Annotated in this window: 19 protein-coding genes; 13 read left to right on the top strand and 6 right to left on the bottom strand. The window is 63.1% G+C overall.

Annotated features, from left to right (window positions below):
• Positions 1–9 precede the first annotated feature (9 nt).
• On the bottom strand, positions 10–891 hold the full coding sequence (locus LIX93_RS14710) for a LysR substrate-binding domain-containing protein (RefSeq protein ID WP_226504786.1): 882 nt from the start codon (positions 889–891) through the stop codon (positions 10–12).
• 75 nt (positions 892–966) lie between these two features.
• On the opposite strand from LIX93_RS14710, the gene LIX93_RS14705 reads away from it, so the two are divergent.
• A complete protein-coding gene (locus LIX93_RS14705; protein ID WP_226504785.1) occupies positions 967–1731 on the top strand; it encodes a sulfite exporter TauE/SafE family protein in 765 nt (254 codons plus the stop codon).
• Between the two features lie 120 nt (positions 1732–1851).
• A complete protein-coding gene (locus LIX93_RS14700; protein ID WP_226504784.1) occupies positions 1852–2238 on the top strand; it encodes an ester cyclase in 387 nt (128 codons plus the stop codon).
• 54 nt (positions 2239–2292) lie between these two features.
• On the opposite strand, the gene LIX93_RS14695 is transcribed toward LIX93_RS14700, so the two are convergent.
• On the bottom strand, positions 2293–3189 hold the full coding sequence (locus LIX93_RS14695; protein ID WP_226504783.1) for a DMT family transporter: 897 nt from the start codon (positions 3187–3189) through the stop codon (positions 2293–2295).
• A 90-nt stretch (positions 3190–3279) separates the two neighbouring features.
• Here LIX93_RS14695 and LIX93_RS14690 point away from each other — a divergent pair, with 90 nt between their 5' ends.
• A complete protein-coding gene (locus tag LIX93_RS14690; protein ID WP_226504782.1) occupies positions 3280–4611 on the top strand; it encodes a PLP-dependent aminotransferase family protein in 1332 nt (443 codons plus the stop codon).
• Here LIX93_RS14690 and yfcF read toward each other — a convergent pair whose 3' ends face one another.
• Both yfcF and LIX93_RS14680 read right to left on the bottom strand, forming a co-directional pair.
• Complete coding sequence (gene yfcF, locus LIX93_RS14685; RefSeq protein WP_226504781.1) at positions 4612–5238, bottom strand: glutathione transferase; 627 nt, start codon at positions 5236–5238, stop codon at positions 4612–4614.
• A 127-nt stretch (positions 5239–5365) separates the two neighbouring features.
• A complete protein-coding gene (locus LIX93_RS14680; RefSeq protein ID WP_226504780.1) occupies positions 5366–5923 on the bottom strand; it encodes a thioredoxin domain-containing protein in 558 nt (185 codons plus the stop codon).
• Between the two features lie 201 nt (positions 5924–6124).
• Between LIX93_RS14680 and LIX93_RS14675 the strand changes: the two genes are divergently transcribed.
• Both LIX93_RS14675 and mntP read left to right on the top strand, forming a co-directional pair.
• The gene (locus LIX93_RS14675) at positions 6125–6790 is read left to right on the top strand and encodes an ATPase (protein WP_226504779.1); all 666 of its coding nucleotides are present in this window, start codon (positions 6125–6127) and stop codon (positions 6788–6790) included.
• 254 nt (positions 6791–7044) lie between these two features.
• Positions 7045–7611 (top strand): manganese efflux pump MntP, encoded by a 567-nt coding sequence (gene mntP, locus LIX93_RS14670; protein WP_226504778.1) that lies wholly within the window; start codon positions 7045–7047, stop codon positions 7609–7611.
• Between the two features lie 244 nt (positions 7612–7855).
• On the opposite strand, the gene LIX93_RS14665 is transcribed toward mntP, so the two are convergent.
• Positions 7856–8926: a diguanylate cyclase gene (locus tag LIX93_RS14665; protein WP_226504777.1), complete on the bottom strand. Its 1071-nt coding sequence runs from the start codon at positions 8924–8926 to the stop codon at positions 7856–7858.
• A 174-nt stretch (positions 8927–9100) separates the two neighbouring features.
• Positions 9101–10006, bottom strand: a complete 906-nt coding sequence (locus tag LIX93_RS14660) for a LysR substrate-binding domain-containing protein (RefSeq protein WP_226504776.1) — start codon at positions 10004–10006, stop codon at positions 9101–9103.
• A 147-nt stretch (positions 10007–10153) separates the two neighbouring features.
• On the opposite strand from LIX93_RS14660, the gene LIX93_RS14655 reads away from it, so the two are divergent.
• The 8 genes from LIX93_RS14655 to LIX93_RS14620 all read left to right on the top strand — a co-directional run bounded on the left by LIX93_RS14655 (position 10154) and on the right by LIX93_RS14620 (position 21167).
• Positions 10154–13186: an FAD-binding and (Fe-S)-binding domain-containing protein gene (locus tag LIX93_RS14655; RefSeq protein ID WP_226504775.1), complete on the top strand. Its 3033-nt coding sequence runs from the start codon at positions 10154–10156 to the stop codon at positions 13184–13186.
• Positions 13187–13275: 89 nt separating this feature from the next.
• Positions 13276–14880 (top strand): tetratricopeptide repeat-containing response regulator, encoded by a 1605-nt coding sequence (locus LIX93_RS14650; protein ID WP_226504906.1) that lies wholly within the window; start codon positions 13276–13278, stop codon positions 14878–14880.
• Positions 14877–15569, top strand: a complete 693-nt coding sequence (locus LIX93_RS14645; RefSeq protein WP_226504774.1) for a HAMP domain-containing sensor histidine kinase — start codon at positions 14877–14879, stop codon at positions 15567–15569. The genes LIX93_RS14650 and LIX93_RS14645 overlap by 4 nt, the downstream gene beginning before the upstream one ends.
• A 255-nt stretch (positions 15570–15824) precedes the next feature.
• Complete coding sequence (katG, locus tag LIX93_RS14640) at positions 15825–18086, top strand: catalase/peroxidase HPI (protein ID WP_226504773.1); 2262 nt, start codon at positions 15825–15827, stop codon at positions 18084–18086.
• Between the two features lie 116 nt (positions 18087–18202).
• Positions 18203–19435, top strand: a complete 1233-nt coding sequence (locus tag LIX93_RS14635) for a SpoIIE family protein phosphatase (RefSeq protein WP_226504772.1) — start codon at positions 18203–18205, stop codon at positions 19433–19435.
• An 11-nt stretch (positions 19436–19446) separates the two neighbouring features.
• The gene (locus LIX93_RS14630) at positions 19447–20004 is read left to right on the top strand and encodes a SiaB family protein kinase (RefSeq protein WP_226504771.1); all 558 of its coding nucleotides are present in this window, start codon (positions 19447–19449) and stop codon (positions 20002–20004) included.
• 21 nt (positions 20005–20025) lie between these two features.
• The gene (locus tag LIX93_RS14625; RefSeq protein ID WP_226504770.1) at positions 20026–20412 is read left to right on the top strand and encodes a DUF1987 domain-containing protein; all 387 of its coding nucleotides are present in this window, start codon (positions 20026–20028) and stop codon (positions 20410–20412) included.
• Between the two features lie 14 nt (positions 20413–20426).
• A complete protein-coding gene (locus LIX93_RS14620) occupies positions 20427–21167 on the top strand; it encodes a GGDEF domain-containing protein (protein ID WP_226504769.1) in 741 nt (246 codons plus the stop codon).
• Positions 21168–21376 lie beyond the last annotated feature (209 nt).

The raw sequence follows: 21376 nt of genomic DNA, 5'->3' as shown, positions 1-21376 counted from the left end.
CACGTTTCACTATTGTTGCAGCAATTCAACGAGCCCCCTGGCATACCCCGGCAAGCTGGCGAAGTCTGTAGCGCAAAGCACAAGCTTGCGCGCGGCCCACGGTTCGCTCAGCGGCTCGATGATGAAATCCAGATGCCCGTGGCAGCGCTCGGCCGCCGCGCGGGGCACTACGCCGACCCCTGCGCCATGGGCGACCATGCGAATCAAACCGTCGAAACCCTCGGCTCGCACCCGTACGGCCAAACGTCGAGCGCTGCGTCGGGCTTGCTCGTCCAGATGCAGCGCCAGGGCGCTTTGGGCGCCGAGGCAGACGTGGCGATGGTCGAGGCTGGCAATGAAGTCAGGACTTGGCGTCTGGGTCAAAGGATGGTGACGGGGCATGATCAGCACCAGCGGGTCGTCGCGAAACGCCAGCGTCTGTAGTCCGCTGGTATCGACCGCGTCGGAAAGAATCGCCAGGTCGGCCCTGCCATCGCGCAGATCCTGCACGCTTTGCAGGCTCGGGCGCTCCTGAACATCAAGGTCGACGCCGCTGAAGCGTTGAAGAAATCCCGCCAGCAGTTCCGGCAAGTACTCGGTCAGCGCGGCGGTGTTGCACAACAGGCGAACCTGGCCTTGGCTGCCTTGGGCGAATTGGGCGAGGTCGAACTGTAGATGGTCGACCTGTTGCAGTACGTGCCGTGCGTGCTGGCCCAGCGCCAAACCCGCCGGGGTCGGGTTGACGCCGCGCCGAGTGCGGTTGAGCAACGGCGTACCCAGCGAAGCTTCCATGGCTCGAATCCGCGCGCTGGCCGCTGCCAGGGACAAGTGGCTTCGTTCAGCACCGGCGGTGATATTGGCGGCTTCCAGCGTGTTGATGAACAAGCGCAGGTCAATCAGGTCGAAGTGCATGGCTCTGTCCAGACAAGAGGCTGACTCAGTATATGGCAGATGTTCAGCCGTGCCGGGAACGGGCAGGATAGCGCCATGACAGACATCCTCGCGTTCTATCAACAGCTCGGGCTGGCCCTCACCTTGATGGTATTGGCGACGTTCTTCGCCGCAGGCACGGTGAAAGGAGTAATTGGCCTGGGCTTGCCTACCGTCTCCATGGGGCTGCTGGGTTTGGCTATGGCTCCGGTGCAGGCTGCCGCCTTGTTGATCGTGCCGGCGACATTGACCAATATCTGGCAGGTGGCCTTCGGCGGGCATTTTCGCAGCGTAGGGTTGCGCCTGTGGCCCATGCAATTGGGGATTGTACTGGGTACGGTACTTGGCACGCTGTGGTTCGGGCTCGGCAGCGGTACGGGGATGGCGCGAGCCCTTGGCGCAGCGTTGCTGATTTACGCACTGGCAGGACTCGCGGCGCCGGCCCTGCGCATCGCTCGGCGCTGGGAGGTAGGGGTGGGGCCGTTATGTGGGTTGCTGACCGGGGCGATATCGGCAGGGACTGGTGTGTTCGTGATTCCTGCCGTGCCGTACCTCGGTGCATTGGGGTTGAGTCGTGACGAGTTGGTGCAAGCGCTAGGTCTATCGTTTACCGTATCGACCCTGGCGCTGGCGGGTGGCCTGTTGTGGCATCGGCAGTTGGGCACCGCCGAGTTGGGGGCGTCGGTACTGGCGGTGGCGCCAGCACTGCTGGGCATGCTGGCGGGGCAATGGCTGCGCGGCCGCATCAATGGGTTGTGGTTTCGGAGGATATTTTTTGTCGGGATGGGCGCGCTCGGGCTGCATCTGCTGGTGAACGGTTAGCCATCATCCAGCGTCCAACGATCACACCCGCGACGGGCACCCGCGCCGGGCCCTTTTGCGCACCTACCGTTGTTGCGATAGCGCCAAAGCCTGCCACACCTCTGCAGACGGAATCCCCAAATGCTCAAGCACGTTCTAGTCGATCACTATCACGGTTACATCGCCTGCCTGAACCAGCAGGACTGGGGCCATCTTGGCGAATTCGTCGACCCGGACGTACATCACAACGGCCGGCCGCTGGGCGTGGCTGGCTACCGGCAGATGCTCGAAAAGGACTTTTCCGACATCCCGGACCTGCAGTTCAACATCGGCCTGCTGATGTGCGATCCACCCCACATCGCCGCCCGGCTGGAGTTTGATTGCTCACCCAAGGGCGAGTTTCTCGGCTTGGCGGTGAACGGCAAGCGGTTGTATTTCACGGAGAACGTTTTTTACGAGTATCGCGAAGGGAAGATCTGGCAGGTGTGGTCGATCGTCGACAAGGCGGCGATCGAGAGGCAGCTGTAGTTGGCGCCGTGGGAGCAAGGCTTGCCCGCCAAGGGCCAACTGTTTACTCACTCGCTAGCGCGAAAACCGTCTGGCCCCGGCCACACAGACGATCACCGCCACTGTCACCCCGACCATCCCGGCGCTCACCTGTTCATGCAGCAATCCCGCCGCCAGCGCCAGGCCGAAAAACGGTTGCAACAGCTGTAATTGCCCCACCGCGGCGATACCGCCCTGGGCCAGCCCCCGGTACCAGAACACGAAGCCGATCAGCATGCTGAACAGCGACACATAGGCCAGGCACCACCAGGCACTGGGGCTGATCGCCACAAAAGAAGCGGGCATCAGCACGGCCGTCAAAGTCGCCATCACCGGCAGTGCCAGCACCAGTGCCCAGCAAATCACCTGCCAACCGCCCAGGGTTCTCGACAGCTTCGCACCTTCGGCGTAACCCAGGCCGCAGACGACGATGGCCAGCAGCATCAGCAGATCACCTTTGGGTGCTGCCGTCAGGCCTTGGCTCAACGCAAAACCGACCACTAGCGCACTGCCGAACAATGAAAAAATCCAGAACGCTCGCCGTGGCCGTTCGCCGCCGCGCAACACCGCAAAAATGGCGGTCGCCAATGGCAGCAGCCCCAGGAACACGATCGAATGGGCTGCGGTCACGTGCTGCAAGGCCAGCGCCGTCAGCAGCGGAAACCCCAGTACCACGCCTGCCGCCACCACGATCAATGCGGCCAATTGCGCGAGTGCCGGACGCTGAGGTTTGAACAGCCACAGCAGGATCACGGCCAACAAAGCCGCGAGGGTCGCCCGCGCCGCAGTCAGAAACAAGGGATCGAACGCGGTGACCGCCAGCCGCGTTGCGGGCAGCGAGCCGCTGAAGATCACCACGCCGATCAAGCCGTTGATCCATCCGCGGGTACTGTGGCTCAAGGCCGGTTCGTGCAGTCGAGAGGTCTTTTCCATGGCGCTCACTTCGGTCGCAGGGGTTGTCAGGCGCCCATCCTAGGAGCGAGTATCAGGACAATCAAAAAATTGTCATGGATACAGTTACCGATGCCACCCCCGCGTTACAAGACTCTTGTCGATAGCTTGGCCGTCGACATTCGTAACGGCGCTCTGCCGCCGGGTACGCGCCTGCCCACCCACAGGGACCTGGCGGCTCGCGAAGGGATGGCGTTGGTCACCGCCAGCCGCGTGTATGCCGAGCTCGAAGCCATGGGCCTGGTCAGTGGTGAGGCGGGGCGAGGGATGTTCGTCCGGGAGATCGCGTTGCCGCGCGGGTTGGGGATCGATCAACAGGACGTGGCCGCTGGCATGATCGACCTGAATTTCAACTACCCGTCGCTGCCAGGACAGGCCGAGATGTTGCGCGCGGCATTGCGGCAGTTGGCGTTGTCCGGGGACCTTGAATCGCTGTTACGCTACCACCCCCACGGCGGTCGCCTGCACGAGCGCGCAGCGGTGGCGCGGCACTTGATCGAGCGCGGCGTGCAAGTGCCCGCCGAGCAGGTGTTGATCGTCAATGGTGCGCAGCATGGCCTGGCGGTAGCGCTGATGGCGCTGTTGCAGCCCGGTGACGTGGTTGCGGCGGATGCGTTGAGTTATCCGGGGTTCAAGGTGCTGGCCGAAGCCCTGCGCCTGGAACTGGTGGCGATCCCCGTCACTGCCACAGGGCCGGACCTCGACGCCTTCGAGGCGCTTTGCCGGCGTCGACCGGTGCGTGCGGTGTACAGCATGCCGACCCTGCACAATCCATTGGGCTGGGTGATGCCTGCCGAGCAACGTGTGCGGTTGGTGGCCATCGCGCGTCTGTATGGCGTGCAGATCGTCGAGGACGCGGCCTATGCGTTTTTGGCGGACAACCCGCCAGCGCCCTTGGCGGCCCTGGCGCCCGAGCGCACGGTGTATGTCTCGGGCTTGTCGAAAAGTGTCGCGACCGGTTTGCGCGTCGGTTTCATCGCTGCACCGGCTGCGTTGGTTCCGGCACTCGAGCGCAGTATCCGCGCGACGGCCTGGAACACCGCAGGTGTGTTGACCGCCATTGCCACAGGGTGGCTCGAAGACGGTACCGTCGCCGCCCTGGAGGTGCAAAAACGTGCTGACGCCCGCGCTCGGCAGACCGTCGCTGCGCAGGCGCTGGCCGGGTTGTCGTGGCACAGTCATCGCGCGTCGTACTTCTTGTGGTTGCCCTTGGCCGAAGATGCCCGCGCCGATCAGATCGCCATGGCGCTGATGCGCGAGCAGATTTCTGTGTCGACTGCCGAGCCCTTCGCAATCGGTGCGCCGGTGCCCCATGCGCTGCGCCTGGCGCTGGGCTCGGTGAGTCTGCAGACGCTACGCGAGGCGCTGGCCAGGGTGAAATGGGTGGTGCAGGCCCATACCTGATTACAGCGCAGCCCGTGGCAACTCGAGCCACTTCACCACACTGGGGCGCTGCCATTGCCGTTGCGCATAGGCCTGCAATGCAGCGGGTACCGTGTCGCCATTGAGGATCAGGCGGTTGAGCATCAGCGCCAGGTCGACATCGACGATCGACCACTCGCCGAACAGGTACTCGCGGCCATCAGCCAGCCATGCCTGCGCCGCCTCGAGCAACTTGCTGACGGCGACCTGCGCCCGCGCCGACAGCGGCCCGTAATGTTGCCCGCAAAAGACCACCAAGGTGGATCGCTCCTGGCCGATTACCAGCAAATCGCTGCGTAGCCACGCCTGGATCTGCCGCGCGGTGGCCCGTGCCTGGAGCTCGCGAGGGTAGAGCGGCACTTGGGCGAACGCCTCTTCCAGGTATTCGGTAATCGCCGAGGACTCGGCCAGGACGAAATCGCCGTGCACCAACGTCGGCACGCGTTGGGTCCGCGACAACTCGGCGAACCCTGCGCGGTGCTGTTCACCGGCTTCGAGGTCGAGCTCGAGCAGATCGAAGTCGAGGCCTTTTTCATGCAAAGCGACGAACACCGACATGGCATAGGGACTGAGAAACAGGTTGTCGGTATAGAGCTGCAGCGGCTTCATGGCGGTCACTCCTGTGGGGGAGAGGACACGCTACGAGATCACGCAGAGGAAATACAATGCAGGATTTTCATGCGCGTATTCCCTCCAGGAATGGGCGCCGCAAGGCAGCACGACGGCGCCCTTGTTGTCAGTCTTGCAGCTGCATCTGCTTGACCCAGTCCTCCACCGAATCACCGCTGCCGATATTCGGTTGTACCAACCCGTCGACCATGAACGTCGGTGATACATGGATGCCGTTTTGGCGCGCATATTTGCACTGCCATTTGATCGTCTGTTCCAGCTCCGGCCGGGCAAAGGCTTCGGCCAGTTTGATACCGCTGTAGGCTTCGAGGCGGGCGATGATGTCGTTGGGCGTGGCGTCCATGTTCGGGCCAAAGGCATGTTTCTCGAACTCGAACTCCTCGCGATGGGCGGCTACCGCTGCCAGCACCGCTTTGGCCGATTGTTTGCCACCTTCCATTGTGGAGGCTGCCAGCACGGCGCGGGTGACAACCCCGGAATACAGATGCCATGGCTGCGATTGCAGGCGGATCTTGACGGTCACGCGCGCTTCACCGGCCAGCGCCAGCAGTGCATCGAGTTTGTTGAAAGCACGCACAGAGAAGGGGCAGGTGGGCTCGAGAAACACCTCAAAAACGCGCGGGCCATGGCCCCAGGTAAGTGCATCGGCATGGAAGTCGGACATGATCGTTTCTCCTGGAATGGATAAGGCTATGGACGACCTTATCGGGTGAAAGGTTTCAGCTGTCACTGCAATCTGGCCCACCTAATAACCATTCGCACCATTCATGCAATCGATAGTGACCATCAATTTTTGCAAGTACTGTTTTTGCGCAAAAGGAGGAGGATAGCCACATCACCACCCTGCTTGTGAAGGACACTTGCCATGAGGATTTCTACGCTGTTGACGCTGGTTGCCGTACTGACTGGAGCATTCGTCGCCACTGCCGGGGCTACCGGTCGTGACAACTGCCACCTGCAGCCTGTGGCCAACAGCCCTGTGACCCTCAAGTCGTCGCAGACCGTGGGCGTGCTCTACAGCGAAAATACCGTCGGTACCCTCGATTACCTCACCCGCTACCACGCCATGGCCCAGCAGGGCGCGCCCGGCAGCACGCTCGATACGCGGATTCGCAACGCGTTCATCAACAGTTCCGACCCGCGCCTGGCCATCGATTGGCTGCAGGGGTCGCTGCAAAAGACTTTCGCCAAAGTCACCGTGTACGACAACCTCGATGCGCTGATGCAGGCTCATCCTGACGTTACGGTGATGCTCGACGCCTACAGCCAGCTGGTGACTCAGCGCAACAGCCAGGTTGAAGCGCGCTACGTGGCGACCTTTTACGACGCCAACCTGCAGTACATCGGCAAGGCCCAAGGCGCCGGAATGAAACAGATGTCTGCCGTGTGGGTGCACGACAAGAGCGCCGAGCAGATTGCCGCGCAGATCGACCAGCAGCGCCAGTTGCAGGTCAATGCCCTGCAGCAGTTCGACGGCTCTTTGCAGGCGCTGGTCGGTGCCGGCGACGGTGCCCGGGTGGCAAGTAACTAACTGTTACAATTAGCGAGCCGCCCCCGATCCAGCCAAAAAAATTTGGCTGGATTTTTCATTTCAGGCTGTTATTATCGCGGCCTTCGTTGGGGAGTAGCCTGCTTGCACAGCAACGTGCAAGCGTTCGTATCAACATTCTCGGCAGCATGCCGTGGTGCGAACACCGTTCCGGTTGGTGAGACCAGCGACACTTTCATGCCTAAAGTCGGGCGTGTGGAGGTGTCGTTGACTCATAGCCCGACTGGACGTAACCCGTGAATCCCATTTCCCTCATTCTGCTGGCACTGGCCATGTCTACCGACGCATTTGCGGCGGCCATCGGCAAGGGCTCCAGCCTGCACAAACCTCGTCTTTCAGAAGCGCTGCGCACCGGCCTGATATTCGGTGTGATCGAAGGCATTACGCCCATGATTGGCTGGGCCGTCGGCCAGGCGGCGACCCGCTGGGTGCAGCAATGGGATCATTGGATCGCCTTTACCCTGCTGGTGATTCTCGGTCTGCACATGATCTATAACGGCGTGAAGCACGACGACGAAGAAGAAGAGCAAAAACCCGACCAGCATTCGTTCTGGATTCTTGCCGTGACCGCCTTCGCCACCAGTATCGATGCACTGGCAGTGGGCGTGGGTCTGGCCTTCGTCGACGTCAATATCTTCGTGGCAGCCGCAGCGATCGGCCTGGCGACCATGACCATGGTGACCATCGGCGTAATGCTGGGCCGTGTGCTAGGTAACGTGGTTGGCAAGCGCGCCGAGATCATCGGGGGTGTGGTGCTGATGCTGGTGGGCGCGACCATTCTGTACGAGCATCTGTCGGCCTGAACAGAGTAGGTGCGGCGACCGGCCGCGTCGCCGCCTGCTCCCACAGGAGTACGACTCAGCTGTTCCCACGGTGATCACCGCTCCTGAGCCCTGCGCCTACGGGAGATTACAGGGTGCTGGGCAAGCTGGACCGGCCCCTTCGCGAGCAAGCTTTGCTCCCACGGGTGTACGGCTCAGATGCGGCACAGTGGGAGCAGAGCTTGTTGGCGAAGAGGCCCTCGCAGTCAACTCGCGCCGCTCGGATTCACCCCGTTGACGCGGTGCCACGCCCTAACGCGGCGTTGGCCACGGTGACGGTATTGCGTCCGGCACTTTTGGCGTCATAGAGGGCCATGTCCGCTTCGTGCAGCCACATGTCCGGCGCCGCCAGGTGCGGGCCATACGAGGCAATACCGATGCTCAGGCTCAAGGACAGTTGCGGCAGGCCAGGGTATTCGAATTCATTGACCACGCGGCGCAAGCGCTCGAGGATGTCCCTGGCCTGCGGCGCGGTGGTATCCGGCAGAATCACGCAGAACTCGTCGCCGCCATAGCGGCCCACCAGGTCGGTCTTGCGCAGATGGCTGGACAAGGTCTTGCTCACCGTCCGCAAGACCGCGTCCCCGACCAGATGGCCATAGGCATCGTTGATCTGCTTGAAATGATCGATATCGATCAACGCCATGCTGTGGTGCCGGGCACCGCCCTGGGCGCGGGTAAACTCGCGCAGCAGCAGGTTCTTCCAGGCACCGTGGTTGATCAGGCCGGTCAGGCTGTCGGTCTGGCTCAAGCGCGCCAGGATGCGCTTGTGCTGAGCCAGTTGCCGGGTGACGCGGTTGTACATCATGCCGATGGCCATCGGGTACGCCACGAGCACCGGCAGGCAGGCGAGCATCTGTAGCTGGCTGGTGGTCGGGAACAACGGTGGAGCGAACAACCATAGCCCCGCGGCGATACCCAGCGCTTGCATCAGCAAAGTGCGAAACAGCATGTTCCAGCCGCCCGCGGCCACTTTGTCCATGGCGATCATCGATAGAATGATCACGCTCGGCAGCGGATTGAGGCCTATGGCGCCCACCCACACCCCCCCGGCAAACGCATCGAACAGCAAACTGCGGCGCTCGGTGCGAAAAGGCTTGCGGGCGCGACGGCCGATCAGGAATGCCAAATGCGGCCAGGCGAAGGCATGGAGGAACATCAGCGCCCAGGTCCACCACGGCGGATCGAGGGGCCAGATGCCGATCGCCACGCAAAAGAAGCCCAGTCCGGTCCCTACGACCCGTGGCATGTACATGCGCTTGACGAATGAAAGACCTTTGCGTGGACGAGTGGTCATCGCGAATCACCTAATGACGAGGGCCGCGACGAGAAGGGGCGGGCGCTATGAACAGCCTGGACTGATGAATGTGCAGTCTGAGTAAGGCGTCATTGTGCCATCATTGCTCCGTCAATAGCGATACGGGCCGACCAGTGTCATCCCCGCGTGGGGCGCCACTCGCTTCTTGGCGCGTCAGCCTTCAGTAAATGAGTGATCCAGCAGCCACTCCCTGAAAGCCTTGAGTGCAGGCAACTGCTGATACGGCGCCGGATACGCCAGATAGTAGCTGCGGCCGCTGTCGGTGGGCGCGTGCAGGGCAACCAGCGCGCCGCTGTCCAGTTCGTCCTGGACCAGAATGCTGGGCACCAGGCCGATACCGATGCCTGCCACCACGGCCTGAATCAGGTGCGCGGTCAGCTCGAAGCTCGGCCCGTTGCGCAGGGTGGCGGCGGGCGTCATGCCGATGCTCTCGAAATACTCGCCCCAGGCATGCGGGCGCGACACGACGTTGAGCAGCACCTGCTGAGTCAGGCTCTGCAACGCCACCCCGGCCTGCTCGGGCAAGGCCGCCGGGCTGGCGACCACGACCATCTTTTCGGCCAGCAACCGATGCGCGACGAAACCCGGCCAATCGCCCGAGCCGGCGCAGATCAGCGCCGTCATGTCGCTGGCATCGCGGGACAGGTCGGCGGGGAATATCCGTGAATGGATGTGCACCAGATTGTCCGGGTGGCCGGCGTAGAACTCCGGCATGCGCGGCATAAGCCACTTCGACGCGAAGGTCGGCAACACCCCGAGGTGCAGCACGTCACCCTCGGCCTTGCGCGCGATGGTCTGCAAGGTGGCGCTGCGGATGCGGGCCAGGGCACCGGCCAGCTCCTGTTGATACAGGGCGCCGGCGGCGGTCAGCTCGATATGCCGCCCCTCGCGCTTGAACAGCGCCACCTCCAGCGAAGCTTCCAGCGCCTGCACCTGACGGCTGACGGCGCTCTGGGTCAGCGCCAGTTCATCGGCCGCCTTGGTGAAGCTGCAATGCCGGGCTGCTGCCTCGAAGGCCAGCAGCAAGGACATCGACGGCGTGAGACGCTTGGGGTTCATTCATGAAACTCATGCAAAACGGACAGGAATTACGTTTGTTTTACCCCGCCAAACCCCGGAAAATCAAGCGATCATCCTATAAAGCACGGGCCAGCCTGCCCGCCGTACCCGTGCATGGAATGCATTTGCCTGCCGAGACCGCCGACCATGATTGCCTATCTCCCGCTTCAATCGACCTTGCCGCAGCGTTATCAGGAATTTCTGCGCCAGCTGGCCCAGGCGGGCTTCAAGGGCGAGATCGCTGACGATCTCGGCTTGCGCACCGTGTTGGCCACCGATAACTCGATCTATCAGCGCCTGCCCCAGGCGGCAGTGTTCCCCCGCGACGAGGCCGATGTGCAGTGCCTGGCGCGCCTCGCCGCCCGGCCCGAATACAGCACCGTGGTGCTCACGCCCCGTGGCGGCGGCACCGGTACCAACGGCCAGTCGCTGACGGACGGCATCGTCGTCGACCTGTCACGGCATTTGAACAATATTCTCGAAATCAACGTCGAGCAGCGCTGGGTGCGGGTGCAAAGTGGCGTGGTCAAGGACCAGCTCAACGCCGCGCTCAAGCCCCACGGGCTGTTCTTCGCCCCCGAACTGTCGACGTCCAACCGCGCCACCATCGGCGGCATGATCAGCACCGACGCCAGCGGTCAGGGCAGTTGCACCTACGGCAAGACCCGCGACCACGTGCTCGATCTGCGCACCATCCTGCTCGACGGCACACCGCTGGACAGCGGCGCGATCGATGCCGCCGCGCTGCAAACAGCAAGCGCACGCAACGATCGCATTGGCGCAATCTATCGCTGCGCCGCGCAGATCGCCGAACACGAAGCCGAGCGCATCCAGGCGATCTTTCCCAAACTCAACCGCTGCCTGACAGGCTACGACCTGGCGCACCTGCGCGACGGGCAGGGCCAGTTCAACCTCAACAGCGTGCTGTGCGGCTCCGAAGGCTCGCTGGGCTTTATCGTCGAAGCGCGGCTGAACGTCTTGCCGATCCCGCGTCATTCGATTCTGGTCAACGTGCGCTACGCCGGCTTCATGGATGCGCTGCGCGATGCCAACGCGCTGATGGCGCACAAGCCGCTGTCCATCGAGACCGTCGACTCCAAGGTACTGCTGCTGGCTATGCAGGACATCGTCTGGCATGGCGTGGCCGAGTATTTCCCGGCGGATGAACAGGCCCCCACCCTAGGCATCAACCTCATCGAGTTCAGCGGTGACGATCAGGCCGAGCTCGAACAGCGCGTGCACGACTTTATCCAGCACCTGGAAACCGACACCTCGGTGGTGCGCCTGGGGCACACCCTGGCGATCGGCGCGCAGGCGGTGGGTCGCGTGTATGGCATGCGCAAACGCGCGGTAGGCCTGCTGGGCAATGTCGAAGGTGAAGCGCGGCCGCAGCCGTTCGTGGAAGACACCGCCGTGCCGCCGCAGCATCTGGCCGAGTACATTGCCGAGTTCCGCGCACTGCTCGACAGCCACGGCCTGCAATACGGCATGTTCGGCCACGTCGACGCCGGCGTGTTGCACGTGCGGCCGATCCTCGACATGAAAGATCCGGCCCAGGCAGCATTGATTCGGCCATTGTCGAACGCCGTCGCGGCGCTGGCGCAAAAGCATGGCGGCCTGCTGTGGGGCGAGCATGGCAAAGGCCTGCGCTCGCAGTACGTGCCCGAGTACTTCGGCGAGCTGTACCCGGCGTTGCAAGCGCTGAAGGCGGCTTTCGACCCCGGCAATCAGCTGAATCCCGGCAAGATCGCCACCCCCAGCAGCCTGCCCGATGCACGGCTGACGGCGGTGGATGAGGTGACCCTGCGCGGTGAACTGGATCGCACCATCGATGAGCGCGTGTGGCAGCACTACGAGTCCGCCGTGCACTGCAACGGCAACGGCGCCTGCTACAACTTCGACCCCAATGACGCCATGTGCCCGTCCTGGAAGGCCACGCGCAACCGCATTCATTCGCCCAAGGGCCGCGCCTCGCTGATTCGCGAGTGGCTGCGACGCCAAGGCGAGCAGGGCGTCAATGTGCTGGACGGCGCCGCCAAGGTGCGGCCACTGGTGGCGCGGCTATGGAACACCCTGCGTGGGCGTGGGGATTTTTCCCACGAGGTCTATGACGCCATGGCCGGCTGCCTGGCCTGCAAATCCTGCGCGGGGCAGTGCCCGGTCAAGGTCAACGTGCCGGATTTCCGAGCGCGCTTTCTCGAGTTGTACCACAGCCGCTATCTGCGCCCGCTCAAGGATTACCTGATCGGCTCGCTGGAGTTCAGCATTCCGCATCTAGCCCATTTTCCCCGCGCGTACAACGCGGTGATGGGCGCTGCTCCGGTGCGCTGGCTGCTGGAGCATGGCGCAGGGATGGTCGACAGCCCGCTGCTCAGCGCAGTCGACTTCCAGGCGGCGTGCAACCGCTGGCAGGTCAAGCTGGCCACGCCTCGCGCGTTGGCTGCGTTGTCGGATACCGAACGCCAGCGCAGTGTGGTGCTGGTCCAGGATGCCTTTACCCGCTACTTCGAGACGCCGCTGCTGGCCGAATGGCTGGAGACCTTGTCGCGCCTGGGCTATCAGGTCTGGCTGGCGCCGTTCATGGCCAACGGCAAGCCGTTGCAGGTGCAAGGCTTCCTCGGCGCCTTCGCCAAGGCGGCGCGGCGCAATGCCCAGAGCCTGCTGCAGTTGCAGGCGTGCGGCGTGCCGTTGGTAGGGCTGGATCCGGCCATGACCCTGGTCTATCGCCAGGAATATGCGAAAACCCTCGGCGGCGACAACGCCCCCAACGTCGCTTTGCCCCAGGAGTGGCTGGCTGGCGTGCTGCCCAAGGCCGACGCGGACGCGACCGGCGAAACCTGGCAGTTCCTGCCACACTGCACCGAGAAAACCAACGCCCCGAACAGCATAGAGGCGTGGCGCCAGGTGTTCGAAAAGTTCGGCGCGCGCCTGGAGGTGCTGCCCAGCGGCTGCTGTGGGATGTCCGGCACCTATGGCCACGAAGCCCGCAACCTGCAGACCTCGCAGGTGATCTACGGGCAATCCTGGCAGCCACTGGTGGCCCGACATGGGCAGCAGGGCAGGCTGTTGGCGGATGGCTATTCGTGCCGCAGTCAGGTCAAGCGTCAGGATGGCCGCAGCTTGCAGCATCCGTTACAGGTGGTGCTGGCCAATTTGCGGGCGAGGGCGGCAGTGCAGTGAGCTAACCTCAAGAAGTGCCGCGCCATGCCGATAGTGTCTCTATTGCAAAGCCCCGGCCGGTACCTTGTGGCCTTTCTGACAGGATGCTGATCTTGGCGTACACCCAAAAAAAGTTTCTGATCGTCGATGACTTCTCCGATTTCCGTAGCTCCGTGCGTTCGATGCTGCGCGATCTCGGGGTCAAGGACGTGGATACGGCGGACACTGGCGAGCAGGCTTTGAAGATGTGCGCGGCCAAGCGCTACGACTTCATCCTGCACGACTTCAACCTCGGCGACGGCCGCAAGAACGGCCAGCACGTGCTAGAGGACCTGATGGTCGACAAGCTGCTGAGCCGCGAATGCGTGTTCATCATGGTCACCGCCGAGAACACTCAGGCGATGGTCATGAGCGCCCTGGAATGGGAGCCGGACGCCTATCTGACCAAGCCGTTCAACCGCGCCGGCCTGGCCCAGCGGCTGGATAAACTGGTCCAGCGCAAGACCCTGCTCAAGCCGATCCTGCAGGCGCTGGACCGCAGTAAGCCGAACGAGGTGCTGGCCGCCTGTGCGCAGCTGACCCAGCAGGATCAACGCTACGCGCCGCTGTGCCTGCGCTATCAGGCCGACGCCCTGCGTGACCTCAATCAGCACGACGCGCTGGAAAAACTGCTCAAGAGCATCATTGCCGATCGGCCCACGCCCTGGGCGTATCGGATGCTTGGCACGCTGCTGTTCAAGCGCAACAAGATCGCCGAGGCGCAGGGCGTCTACGAGCACGCGCTGGAAGCTTTCCCGATGTTCCCGGCGCTCTACGACGGCCTTGCTGACGTGCTGGTGTCCGCCGGCGAAGTGCGCCGCGCCCAACGCGTGCTCGAAGATGCGGTCAAGCTGTCGCCGCTGGCGGTGCGCCGGCAAAGCCTGTTGGGCCGCCTGGCGTTCGAGAACGAAGACTTCGAAAGTTCGACCCGCGCCTATCGCAGCGCGGTCTCGCAAGGGCAGCACTCGCGGTTCAAGAATCCGGAAACCAATCTCGGCTTCGCCAATGCGCTGCTCAACAAGAACGGTGACCAGGGCCTCGATGCCCGCAGCCGTATCGAACTCAACAACACCCTGGGTGAAGTCACCAAGGAGCACGGCAGCGACGAAGGCCTGCAGATCCGTACCCGCTTGATGACCGCCACCAGCCTGCAGAAATCCGATCCGGAGACCGCCGCCAAGCTGACCCAGGAAGCCATGGAACGTCTTCAACGCATGGACGAGTTCATGACCTCCGGCGCCGCGCTGACAGTGGCGACCCAACTGCAGAACCTCGGTCAGGCCGGGGCCGCTGCCGGGGTCTTGAAAAGCTGTGCGGAAATCTACGGTGACGACCCGCAGGTCATGCTGCGCATCGCCGCCAAGACCGACGATCCGGCGATTCTGGGTGCCAACAAGGCGGCCATCGACTTCAACCTGCAGGGCGTGCGCGCATACAAGGCGGGCGACATGGATCAGGCCCGAGAGATGTTTCGCAAGGGCCTCGGGCTGCAGCCGAAAAACATCAGTATCGCCCTCAACCTGGCGCAGGCGTTGCTGCCGGGCAAAGGCGAGGAGCAGGACTTGACCCAGCTCAAGGAGTGCCAGAACTGCCTGCGCATGGTCGGCAAGATGCCGTCCACCGATCCGCGCTTCGAGCGCTTCCAGAAACTGCAGATCAGGGCGTTCGGCGCATGAGTGAATCGCAAGCGGGTCTGGATTTTTCCATGGTCATCGCCTCGACCGTGCACGACATGAAAAACGCCTTGACCGCGGTCATGCGCGCCCACGGTGAATGGCTCGGGCGTTTGCCCGAGGCGCAACGCCATGGCCCCGAACGCGCGGTGATCGACTACGAGTTCGCCCACCTCAACGGCATGATGGTGCAGTTGCTGGGGCTCTATAAGCTGGGGGTCAATCAACTGCCGCTGCGGCCCGACTACCACGAGCTGGATGACTTCATCGGCGCGCAACTGGCCGGGCATCAGGAGGTGCTCGACAGCCGCGGCATCACCGCCACCTGCGAGGTCGATGCATTCTGCCCGTTGGGTTTCTTCGACCGCGAACTGATCGGCTCGGTGGTCGGCAATGTGCTCATCAACGCCATTCGCTACGCGCGCCAGGCCATTCAGGTCTCGGTCAGCGAAGCGCAAGGGCAACTGGTGCTGAGCATCAATGACGACGGCCCGGGTTATCCCGCCGAGATGATCGAGCGCCAATCCGATTTCGTGCAGGGCATCAATCCGGTGAGCGGCAGCACCGGGCTGGGCCTGTACTTCTCTGCTCGCATCGCCGAGCGGCATCAGCGCAATGGCGTGCATGGCCGGATCGAACTGGCCAACGGCGGCGCGCTGGGCGGCGGATTGTTCCGGTTGTATCTGCCCTGAGAGATCTTTGGCATCTGCATTGACTGGCCAAAAACAGCAGTTTCACCACGACCGCCAGGTGGGTGTGGCACTCTTTCCCTTCGGCGTCTAATCTTGAAGCTGCATCGGCCCATGCCGATTCGTCAGAGCCTGATGATCACAACTGAATGCGCAATCGGTACAGGCCAATATGCTCCTGACCATGCCATCGACCACATCCGGACATCGCCGCCCCCAGGGCAGCAGCGGGTGATCAAGACCAAAGGAACAGCAACCATGGCTACAGAATCGAAGTGCCCGTTCAATCACGCCGCTGGCGGTGGTACCACCAATCATGACTGGTGGCCCAAGCAGTTGAACTTGAAGATTCTCCACCAGCATTCCTCACTGTCCGACCCCATGGGCGGCGATTTCGACTACGCCGCCGCCTTCAACAGCCTCGATCTGGCGGCGGTCAAGGCCGACCTGCTGGCGGTGATGACCGACTCCAAGGACTGGTGGCCAGCGGATTTCGGCCATTACGGCCCGCTGTTCATCCGCATGGCCTGGCACAGCGCCGGCACCTATCGCACCGGCGATGGTCGTGGCGGTGCCGGCGCCGGCCAGCAGCGCTTCGCCCCGCTCAACAGCTGGCCCGACAACGTCAGCCTCGACAAGGCCCGTCGGCTGATCTGGCCGGTCAAGCAAAAATACGGCCGCAATATCTCCTGGGCCGACCTGATCATCCTCACCGGCAATGTCGCGCTCGAGTCCATGGGCTTCAAGACCTTCGGCTATGCCGGCGGTCGTGCTGACGTGTGGGAGCCGGACGAGGACGTCTACTGGGGCACCGAGACCACCTGGCTGGGTGGCGACTCACGCTACGGCAAAGCCGCCGCTGGCGAGGGCACCCTGGTGGCCGAGCCCGACCTGCATGGCACTGAGCACGGCCGCACCGACGGCGCCGGTCGCAACCTGGAAAACCCCCTGGCCGCAGTGCAGATGGGCTTGATCTACGTCAACCCTGAAGGCCCGGAAGGCCATCCCGATCCGGTCGCTTCGGCCAAGGACATCCGCGAGACCTTCGGGCGCATGGCCATGAACGACGAAGAGACGGTCGCGCTGATCGCCGGAGGCCACGCCTTCGGCAAGACCCACGGCGCCGGGCCCGCTGAAAACGTCGGCCCCGAGCCCGAAGCCGCTGGCCTTGAAGAACAAGGCCTGGGCTGGCGCAACAGCTTCGGCACTGGCAAGGGCGCTCACGCCATTACCAGCGGCCTGGAAGTCACCTGGACCTCGACGCCGACCCGCTGGAGCAACCAGTACCTGGAGAACATGTTCAACTTCGACTGGGAACTGACCAAGAGCCCGGCCGGTGCCCACCAGTGGCGGCCGGTCAATGGCGGCGGTGCCGGCACCGTTCCCGATGCCCATGATCCGGCCAAGCGTCACGCGCCGACCATGCTCACCTCGGACCTGGCCCTGCGCTTCGACCCGGAATACGAAAAGATCGCCCGACGCTTCAAGGACAACCCCGAGCAGCTGGCCGATGCCTTCGCCCGCGCCTGGTACAAGCTCACCCATCGCGACATGGGCCCGCTGGCGCGCTACCTGGGCCCGGAAGTGCCCAGCGAAGAACTGCTCTGGCAAGACCCGATTCCGGCCGTGGATCACCCACTGGTGGATGCCGACGACGTCACCGCGCTCAAGGCCAAGGTGCTCGACTCGGGTCTGTCGGTCTCGCAGCTGGTGTCTACCGCCTGGGCGGCCGCGTCGACCTTTCGTGGCTCTGACAAGCGCGGTGGCGCCAATGGTGGTCGTTTGCGTCTGGCGCCGCAGAAAGACTGGGCCGTCAATCAGCCCGCGCAACTGGCCAGCGTGCTCAAGACCCTGGAAAGCATCCAGTCCGAGTTCAACGCGGGGCAGGCCGGGGGCAAGAAAATTTCCCTGGCCGACCTTATCGTGCTGGCCGGCGCCGCCGGGGTCGAACAAGCGGCCAAGAACGCCGGGCACACGCAGATCATCGTGCCGTTCACCCCAGGGCGTACCGATGCTTCACAGGCGCAGACCGATGTCGAGTCGTTCGGATTTCTCGAGCCCATCGCCGACGGTTTCCGCAATTACCTCAAAGGTGAGTACAAGGTTTCGGCCGAGGCGCTGCTGGTCGACAAGGCACAACTGCTGACCCTCACGGCGCCACAGCTGACCGTGCTGCTTGGCGGCCTGCGGGTGTTGAACATCAATGTCGACGGTGCAGCCCATGGCGTGTTCACTCAACGTCCGCAAGCCCTGACCAACGACTTCTTCGTCAACCTGCTGGATATGGGCACGGAGTGGAAGCCGGTGGCCGGCGGTACCACCTATTTCAACGGTGTCGATCGCACCACCGGCGCGCCGAAGTGGACGGCCACCCGGGTCGACCTGGTGTTCGGCTCCCATGCGCAACTGCGGGCGATCGCCGAGGTGTACGCCAGCAGTGACGCCCAGGCACGCTTCGTGCGTGACTTCGTGGCCGTATGGACGAAGGTGATGGATCTGGACCGGTTCGATCTCAAGTAACACTGCCCCCACGGCGGTCGCAGTCTTGGCTGCGGCCGCCGCTTTTTTTCGCTGTAACATCACTTTAATATCACTGGCCTAAGCTCGCCCGTTCAAACCTGCGTGAAGTATGTCGCATGAACGCCAAGCTACCCTCCCTGCCGGCCACTGACGGATCGTGGAATCGTCGTTGCGCCTTCGACCTGTGCCAAGCGGCGCCGACCGTCGATGCCGATGCGCTCAATATCGTGGTCATGGACCTGTTTTCAACGCACCGCGAGCTGGTGTCCCTGGCCGTGCTCGAGCACGGTCGGCCGATCGGCCTGATCAATCGCACTATTTTCATGTCGCAGATGAGCCGGCCCTTTCACCGCGAGCTCTACGATCGTAAAAGCTGCATTGCCTTCATGGACAAGCAGCCGCTGATCGTCGACGCGCAGATGAGCATCGAAGCGCTGACGTTCAAGACAGTCGAGTCGGGCGAAAAGGCCTTGGCCGACGGCTTTATCATCACCCGTGACGGCCAATTCGCCGGCCTTGGCAACGGCTTGCAGTTGATGGCCGTGGTGGCCGAGATGCAGGCGGAAAAGAACCGTCAGATGATGCAGAGCATCGAGTACGCCAGCGTCATTCAGCGCGCCATGTTGCGGGCCTCGCGCGATACGCTGGCCGCCACCCTGGCAGACGCCGCCTTGCTGTGGGCGCCGCGGGATGTGGTGGGTGGCGACTTCTATCACTTTGCCAGCTATGACGATGGCTGGTTCGGCGCGATCGCCGACTGTACCGGGCACGGGGTGCCAGGGGCGTTCATGACCCTGATCGCGTCGTCGTCCTTGACCCAGGCACTGGCGCAGCTCGGTCCTCGCCAGCCGAGCGCCTTGCTGGCTGCAGTGAACCGCAGCGTCAAGAGCCTGCTGGGCCAGGAGCAGGGCACCGCGCAGGTGCCGGAGTCCGACGACGGCCTGGATGCAGCGTTGTTCTGGTTCGATAACGTCGACCAGACCCTGACGTTCGCCGGCGCACGCATCGCGCTGCACGTATTGCGCCCTGATGCCGAGGCCTTCGAGTCCATCCCGGGTCAGCGCATGGGTGTGGGTTATGTCGACAGCGATATCGACCAGCAATGGACCGATATCTGCGTGCCCATGCCGGCCGACAGCCTGATGTTCATCTGCACCGATGGCCTCACCGATCAGATCGGCGGCCCACGGCGCATCGCCTTCGGCCGGCGCCGCGCCATGGAGACACTGTTGCCGCACCGCCATGCGCCCGCCAACGCCATGGGCGAGGCCTTGCAAGCTGCCCTGCGGCAGTGGCAGGGCGAACAGGTGCGCCGCGATGACCTGACCCTTTTTTGTGCCCGCCTCTAGGAGAGCCGTCAATGACCTGTGCTTTGTCTGTACACGATTATGCGTTCCTGGAGCTCGCCCAGCAGCGCCAGGTGATTTTCTATCACCAGGGTTACTTCTCCCATGGCATCGTCTCGGCGATGGCCGAAGTGGTGAAGCTGCAACTGGAGGTGGCGGGCGTCAGCGGCCCGACCCGGCGTCGGTTGTTTTCATCGTTTGTCGAGCTGTCGCAGAACATCATTCACTACTCGTCCGATGCGCTGGGCAGTGACGAGGCTTCGGTGCGCCAGGGCGCGGTGTGCATCAGCGTCGAGGGTGACCAGCACTTCATGCTATGTGCCAACCCCATCGCCAGTGGCGAAGTCCAAGCGTTGCGCGACAAGCTCGAGCCACTGCGCAGCATGTCGCTGGAGCAAATAAAACAGGCTTACAAGGTCTCGCTGCGCGCCGAAACGCCCGAGCACAGCAAGGGCGCGGGATTGGGGTTCCTGACCATGGCGCGGGACGCCAGCGCACCGCTGGAGTTCGCCTTCAGGGTCCGCGAGGACGATCCTGAGACCACCGTGTTCTGCCTCAAGGCCATCATCTGACTGCAACGGAAGACCGACTCCATGGATAACCTGTCAATTGCTGCAACGGCCACGTCACCGCGGGTCGACTTTCGCTTCGATGAGCATCGGCTGACGCTCAAGGGCGAGTCGTATCCCGAAAACGCCGCCGCCTTTTACGCGCCGATCATCCAGCAGCTACGTGAGTACCTGGCCGGTTGCGAAGGCCAGACCATCACTGCCGATATCGCGCTGGCGTACTTCAACAGCTCCAGCACCAAGATGCTGTTCAGCCTGTTCGACGCGCTGGACCAGGCCGCTCAGGCCGGCAACACCGTGCACATGAATTGGTACCACGACGCTGAAGACGAAACCATTTTCGAGTTCGGCGAAGAGCTGCAAGCCGATTTCACCGCGATCCTCTTCACCGATCATCCGGTGACCACCTGACAGGAGCCAGGGCCATGCACAGTATCGCCAACACTGCAGCGCATTTACCCGACCTTTTCGAAAGCGAAACCCAGGCCCTGGAACGCGTACGCCAGACCCTCGCGGCGTCAGGCGTCACCGCGACGGTGTACCGCGAATCGCTGGTGGAAATCATGCTGCATTTCGAACGCCTGATGCGCGAGACCCGCCGTCTGATAGGCCGTAGCGACCGTGCCGAACGGGAGATGAACGCCCTCAACCTGCAACTCGGCACCCTGGCCCGGCAGCTGGAATACCGTGCCACCCACGATGCCCTTACCGGGGTGCTCAACCGCGGAGCGATCATCGATAGAGCCTGCGAAATCTTAGGCACTGCCGGCGCCGTGGTGGTCGTGCTGGACATCGATCATTTCAAGCGGGTCAATGACGATTTCGGTCATCCGGTGGGCGATGCGGTAATCAAGGGCATCGTCGACTGCCTGCGCCAGGTCGTCGGTGTCAGCGGACAGGTGGGGCGAGTAGGGGGCGAGGAGTTCACCGTTCTCGTTCCTGCGGCTTCCCTCGAACAGGGCCAGACGCTGGCCGAATCCATGCGTCTGGCCATCGCCGAGCACGTGTTCGACACACCCGTACAACGGCTGATCACCGCCAGCTTCGGCGTCAGCGCCAATGCCGCCGGCACGCCGTTCGACACGGCCTACGGCGCGGCAGACGCGGCGCTGTATCGAGCCAAACGAGCAGGGCGCAACCGCGTCGAGTGCGCGCCGCACGAGTGACGGGTCAGGTCAGGCGCTGCATGCCTGTGCATATGCCTGGGAATATTGACCCGAATGTCATCTCTGGCGCTCTGGTGTTTTCGCTCTAACGCTTGGTGCCCAATACGGACATTGAGGTGCTCAATCTGGCCACGCTCGCGCCCTGCTTTGCCCTGAGTCCCCGTAAACAGGGCGTTTCGCCTCGATCCATAGCATTCATGCTGCAGGCA

It is taken from the genome of Pseudomonas sp. MWU16-30317 (genome assembly GCF_020515695.1).
Taxonomy (GTDB): Bacteria; Pseudomonadota; Gammaproteobacteria; order Pseudomonadales; family Pseudomonadaceae; genus Aquipseudomonas.
Note: the sequence above shows the minus strand (reverse complement) of the source record. Positions and strands in the feature narration are given on the sequence as shown.

What these genes read in the sequence shown, in the direction of transcription:
- LIX93_RS14710 (WP_226504786.1), bottom strand. Translation starts at nt 891, where the DNA reads ATGCACTTCGACCTGATTGACCTGCGCTTGTTCATCAACACGCTGGAA.
- LIX93_RS14705 (WP_226504785.1), top strand. Translation starts at nt 967, where the DNA reads ATGACAGACATCCTCGCGTTCTATCAACAGCTCGGGCTGGCCCTCACC.
- LIX93_RS14700 (WP_226504784.1), top strand. Translation starts at nt 1,852, where the DNA reads ATGCTCAAGCACGTTCTAGTCGATCACTATCACGGTTACATCGCCTGC.
- LIX93_RS14695 (WP_226504783.1), bottom strand. Translation starts at nt 3,189, where the DNA reads ATGGAAAAGACCTCTCGACTGCACGAACCGGCCTTGAGCCACAGTACC.
- LIX93_RS14690 (WP_226504782.1), top strand. Translation starts at nt 3,280, where the DNA reads ATGCCACCCCCGCGTTACAAGACTCTTGTCGATAGCTTGGCCGTCGAC.
- yfcF (WP_226504781.1), bottom strand. Translation starts at nt 5,238, where the DNA reads ATGAAGCCGCTGCAGCTCTATACCGACAACCTGTTTCTCAGTCCCTAT.
- LIX93_RS14680 (WP_226504780.1), bottom strand. Translation starts at nt 5,923, where the DNA reads ATGTCCGACTTCCATGCCGATGCACTTACCTGGGGCCATGGCCCGCGC.
- LIX93_RS14675 (WP_226504779.1), top strand. Translation starts at nt 6,125, where the DNA reads ATGAGGATTTCTACGCTGTTGACGCTGGTTGCCGTACTGACTGGAGCA.
- LIX93_RS14665 (WP_226504777.1), bottom strand. Translation starts at nt 8,926, where the DNA reads ATGACCACTCGTCCACGCAAAGGTCTTTCATTCGTCAAGCGCATGTAC.
- LIX93_RS14660 (WP_226504776.1), bottom strand. Translation starts at nt 10,006, where the DNA reads ATGAACCCCAAGCGTCTCACGCCGTCGATGTCCTTGCTGCTGGCCTTC.
- LIX93_RS14655 (WP_226504775.1), top strand. Translation starts at nt 10,154, where the DNA reads ATGATTGCCTATCTCCCGCTTCAATCGACCTTGCCGCAGCGTTATCAG.
- LIX93_RS14645 (WP_226504774.1), top strand. Translation starts at nt 14,877, where the DNA reads ATGAGTGAATCGCAAGCGGGTCTGGATTTTTCCATGGTCATCGCCTCG.
- katG (WP_226504773.1), top strand. Translation starts at nt 15,825, where the DNA reads ATGGCTACAGAATCGAAGTGCCCGTTCAATCACGCCGCTGGCGGTGGT.
- LIX93_RS14635 (WP_226504772.1), top strand. Translation starts at nt 18,203, where the DNA reads ATGAACGCCAAGCTACCCTCCCTGCCGGCCACTGACGGATCGTGGAAT.
- LIX93_RS14630 (WP_226504771.1), top strand. Translation starts at nt 19,447, where the DNA reads ATGACCTGTGCTTTGTCTGTACACGATTATGCGTTCCTGGAGCTCGCC.
- LIX93_RS14625 (WP_226504770.1), top strand. Translation starts at nt 20,026, where the DNA reads ATGGATAACCTGTCAATTGCTGCAACGGCCACGTCACCGCGGGTCGAC.
- LIX93_RS14620 (WP_226504769.1), top strand. Translation starts at nt 20,427, where the DNA reads ATGCACAGTATCGCCAACACTGCAGCGCATTTACCCGACCTTTTCGAA.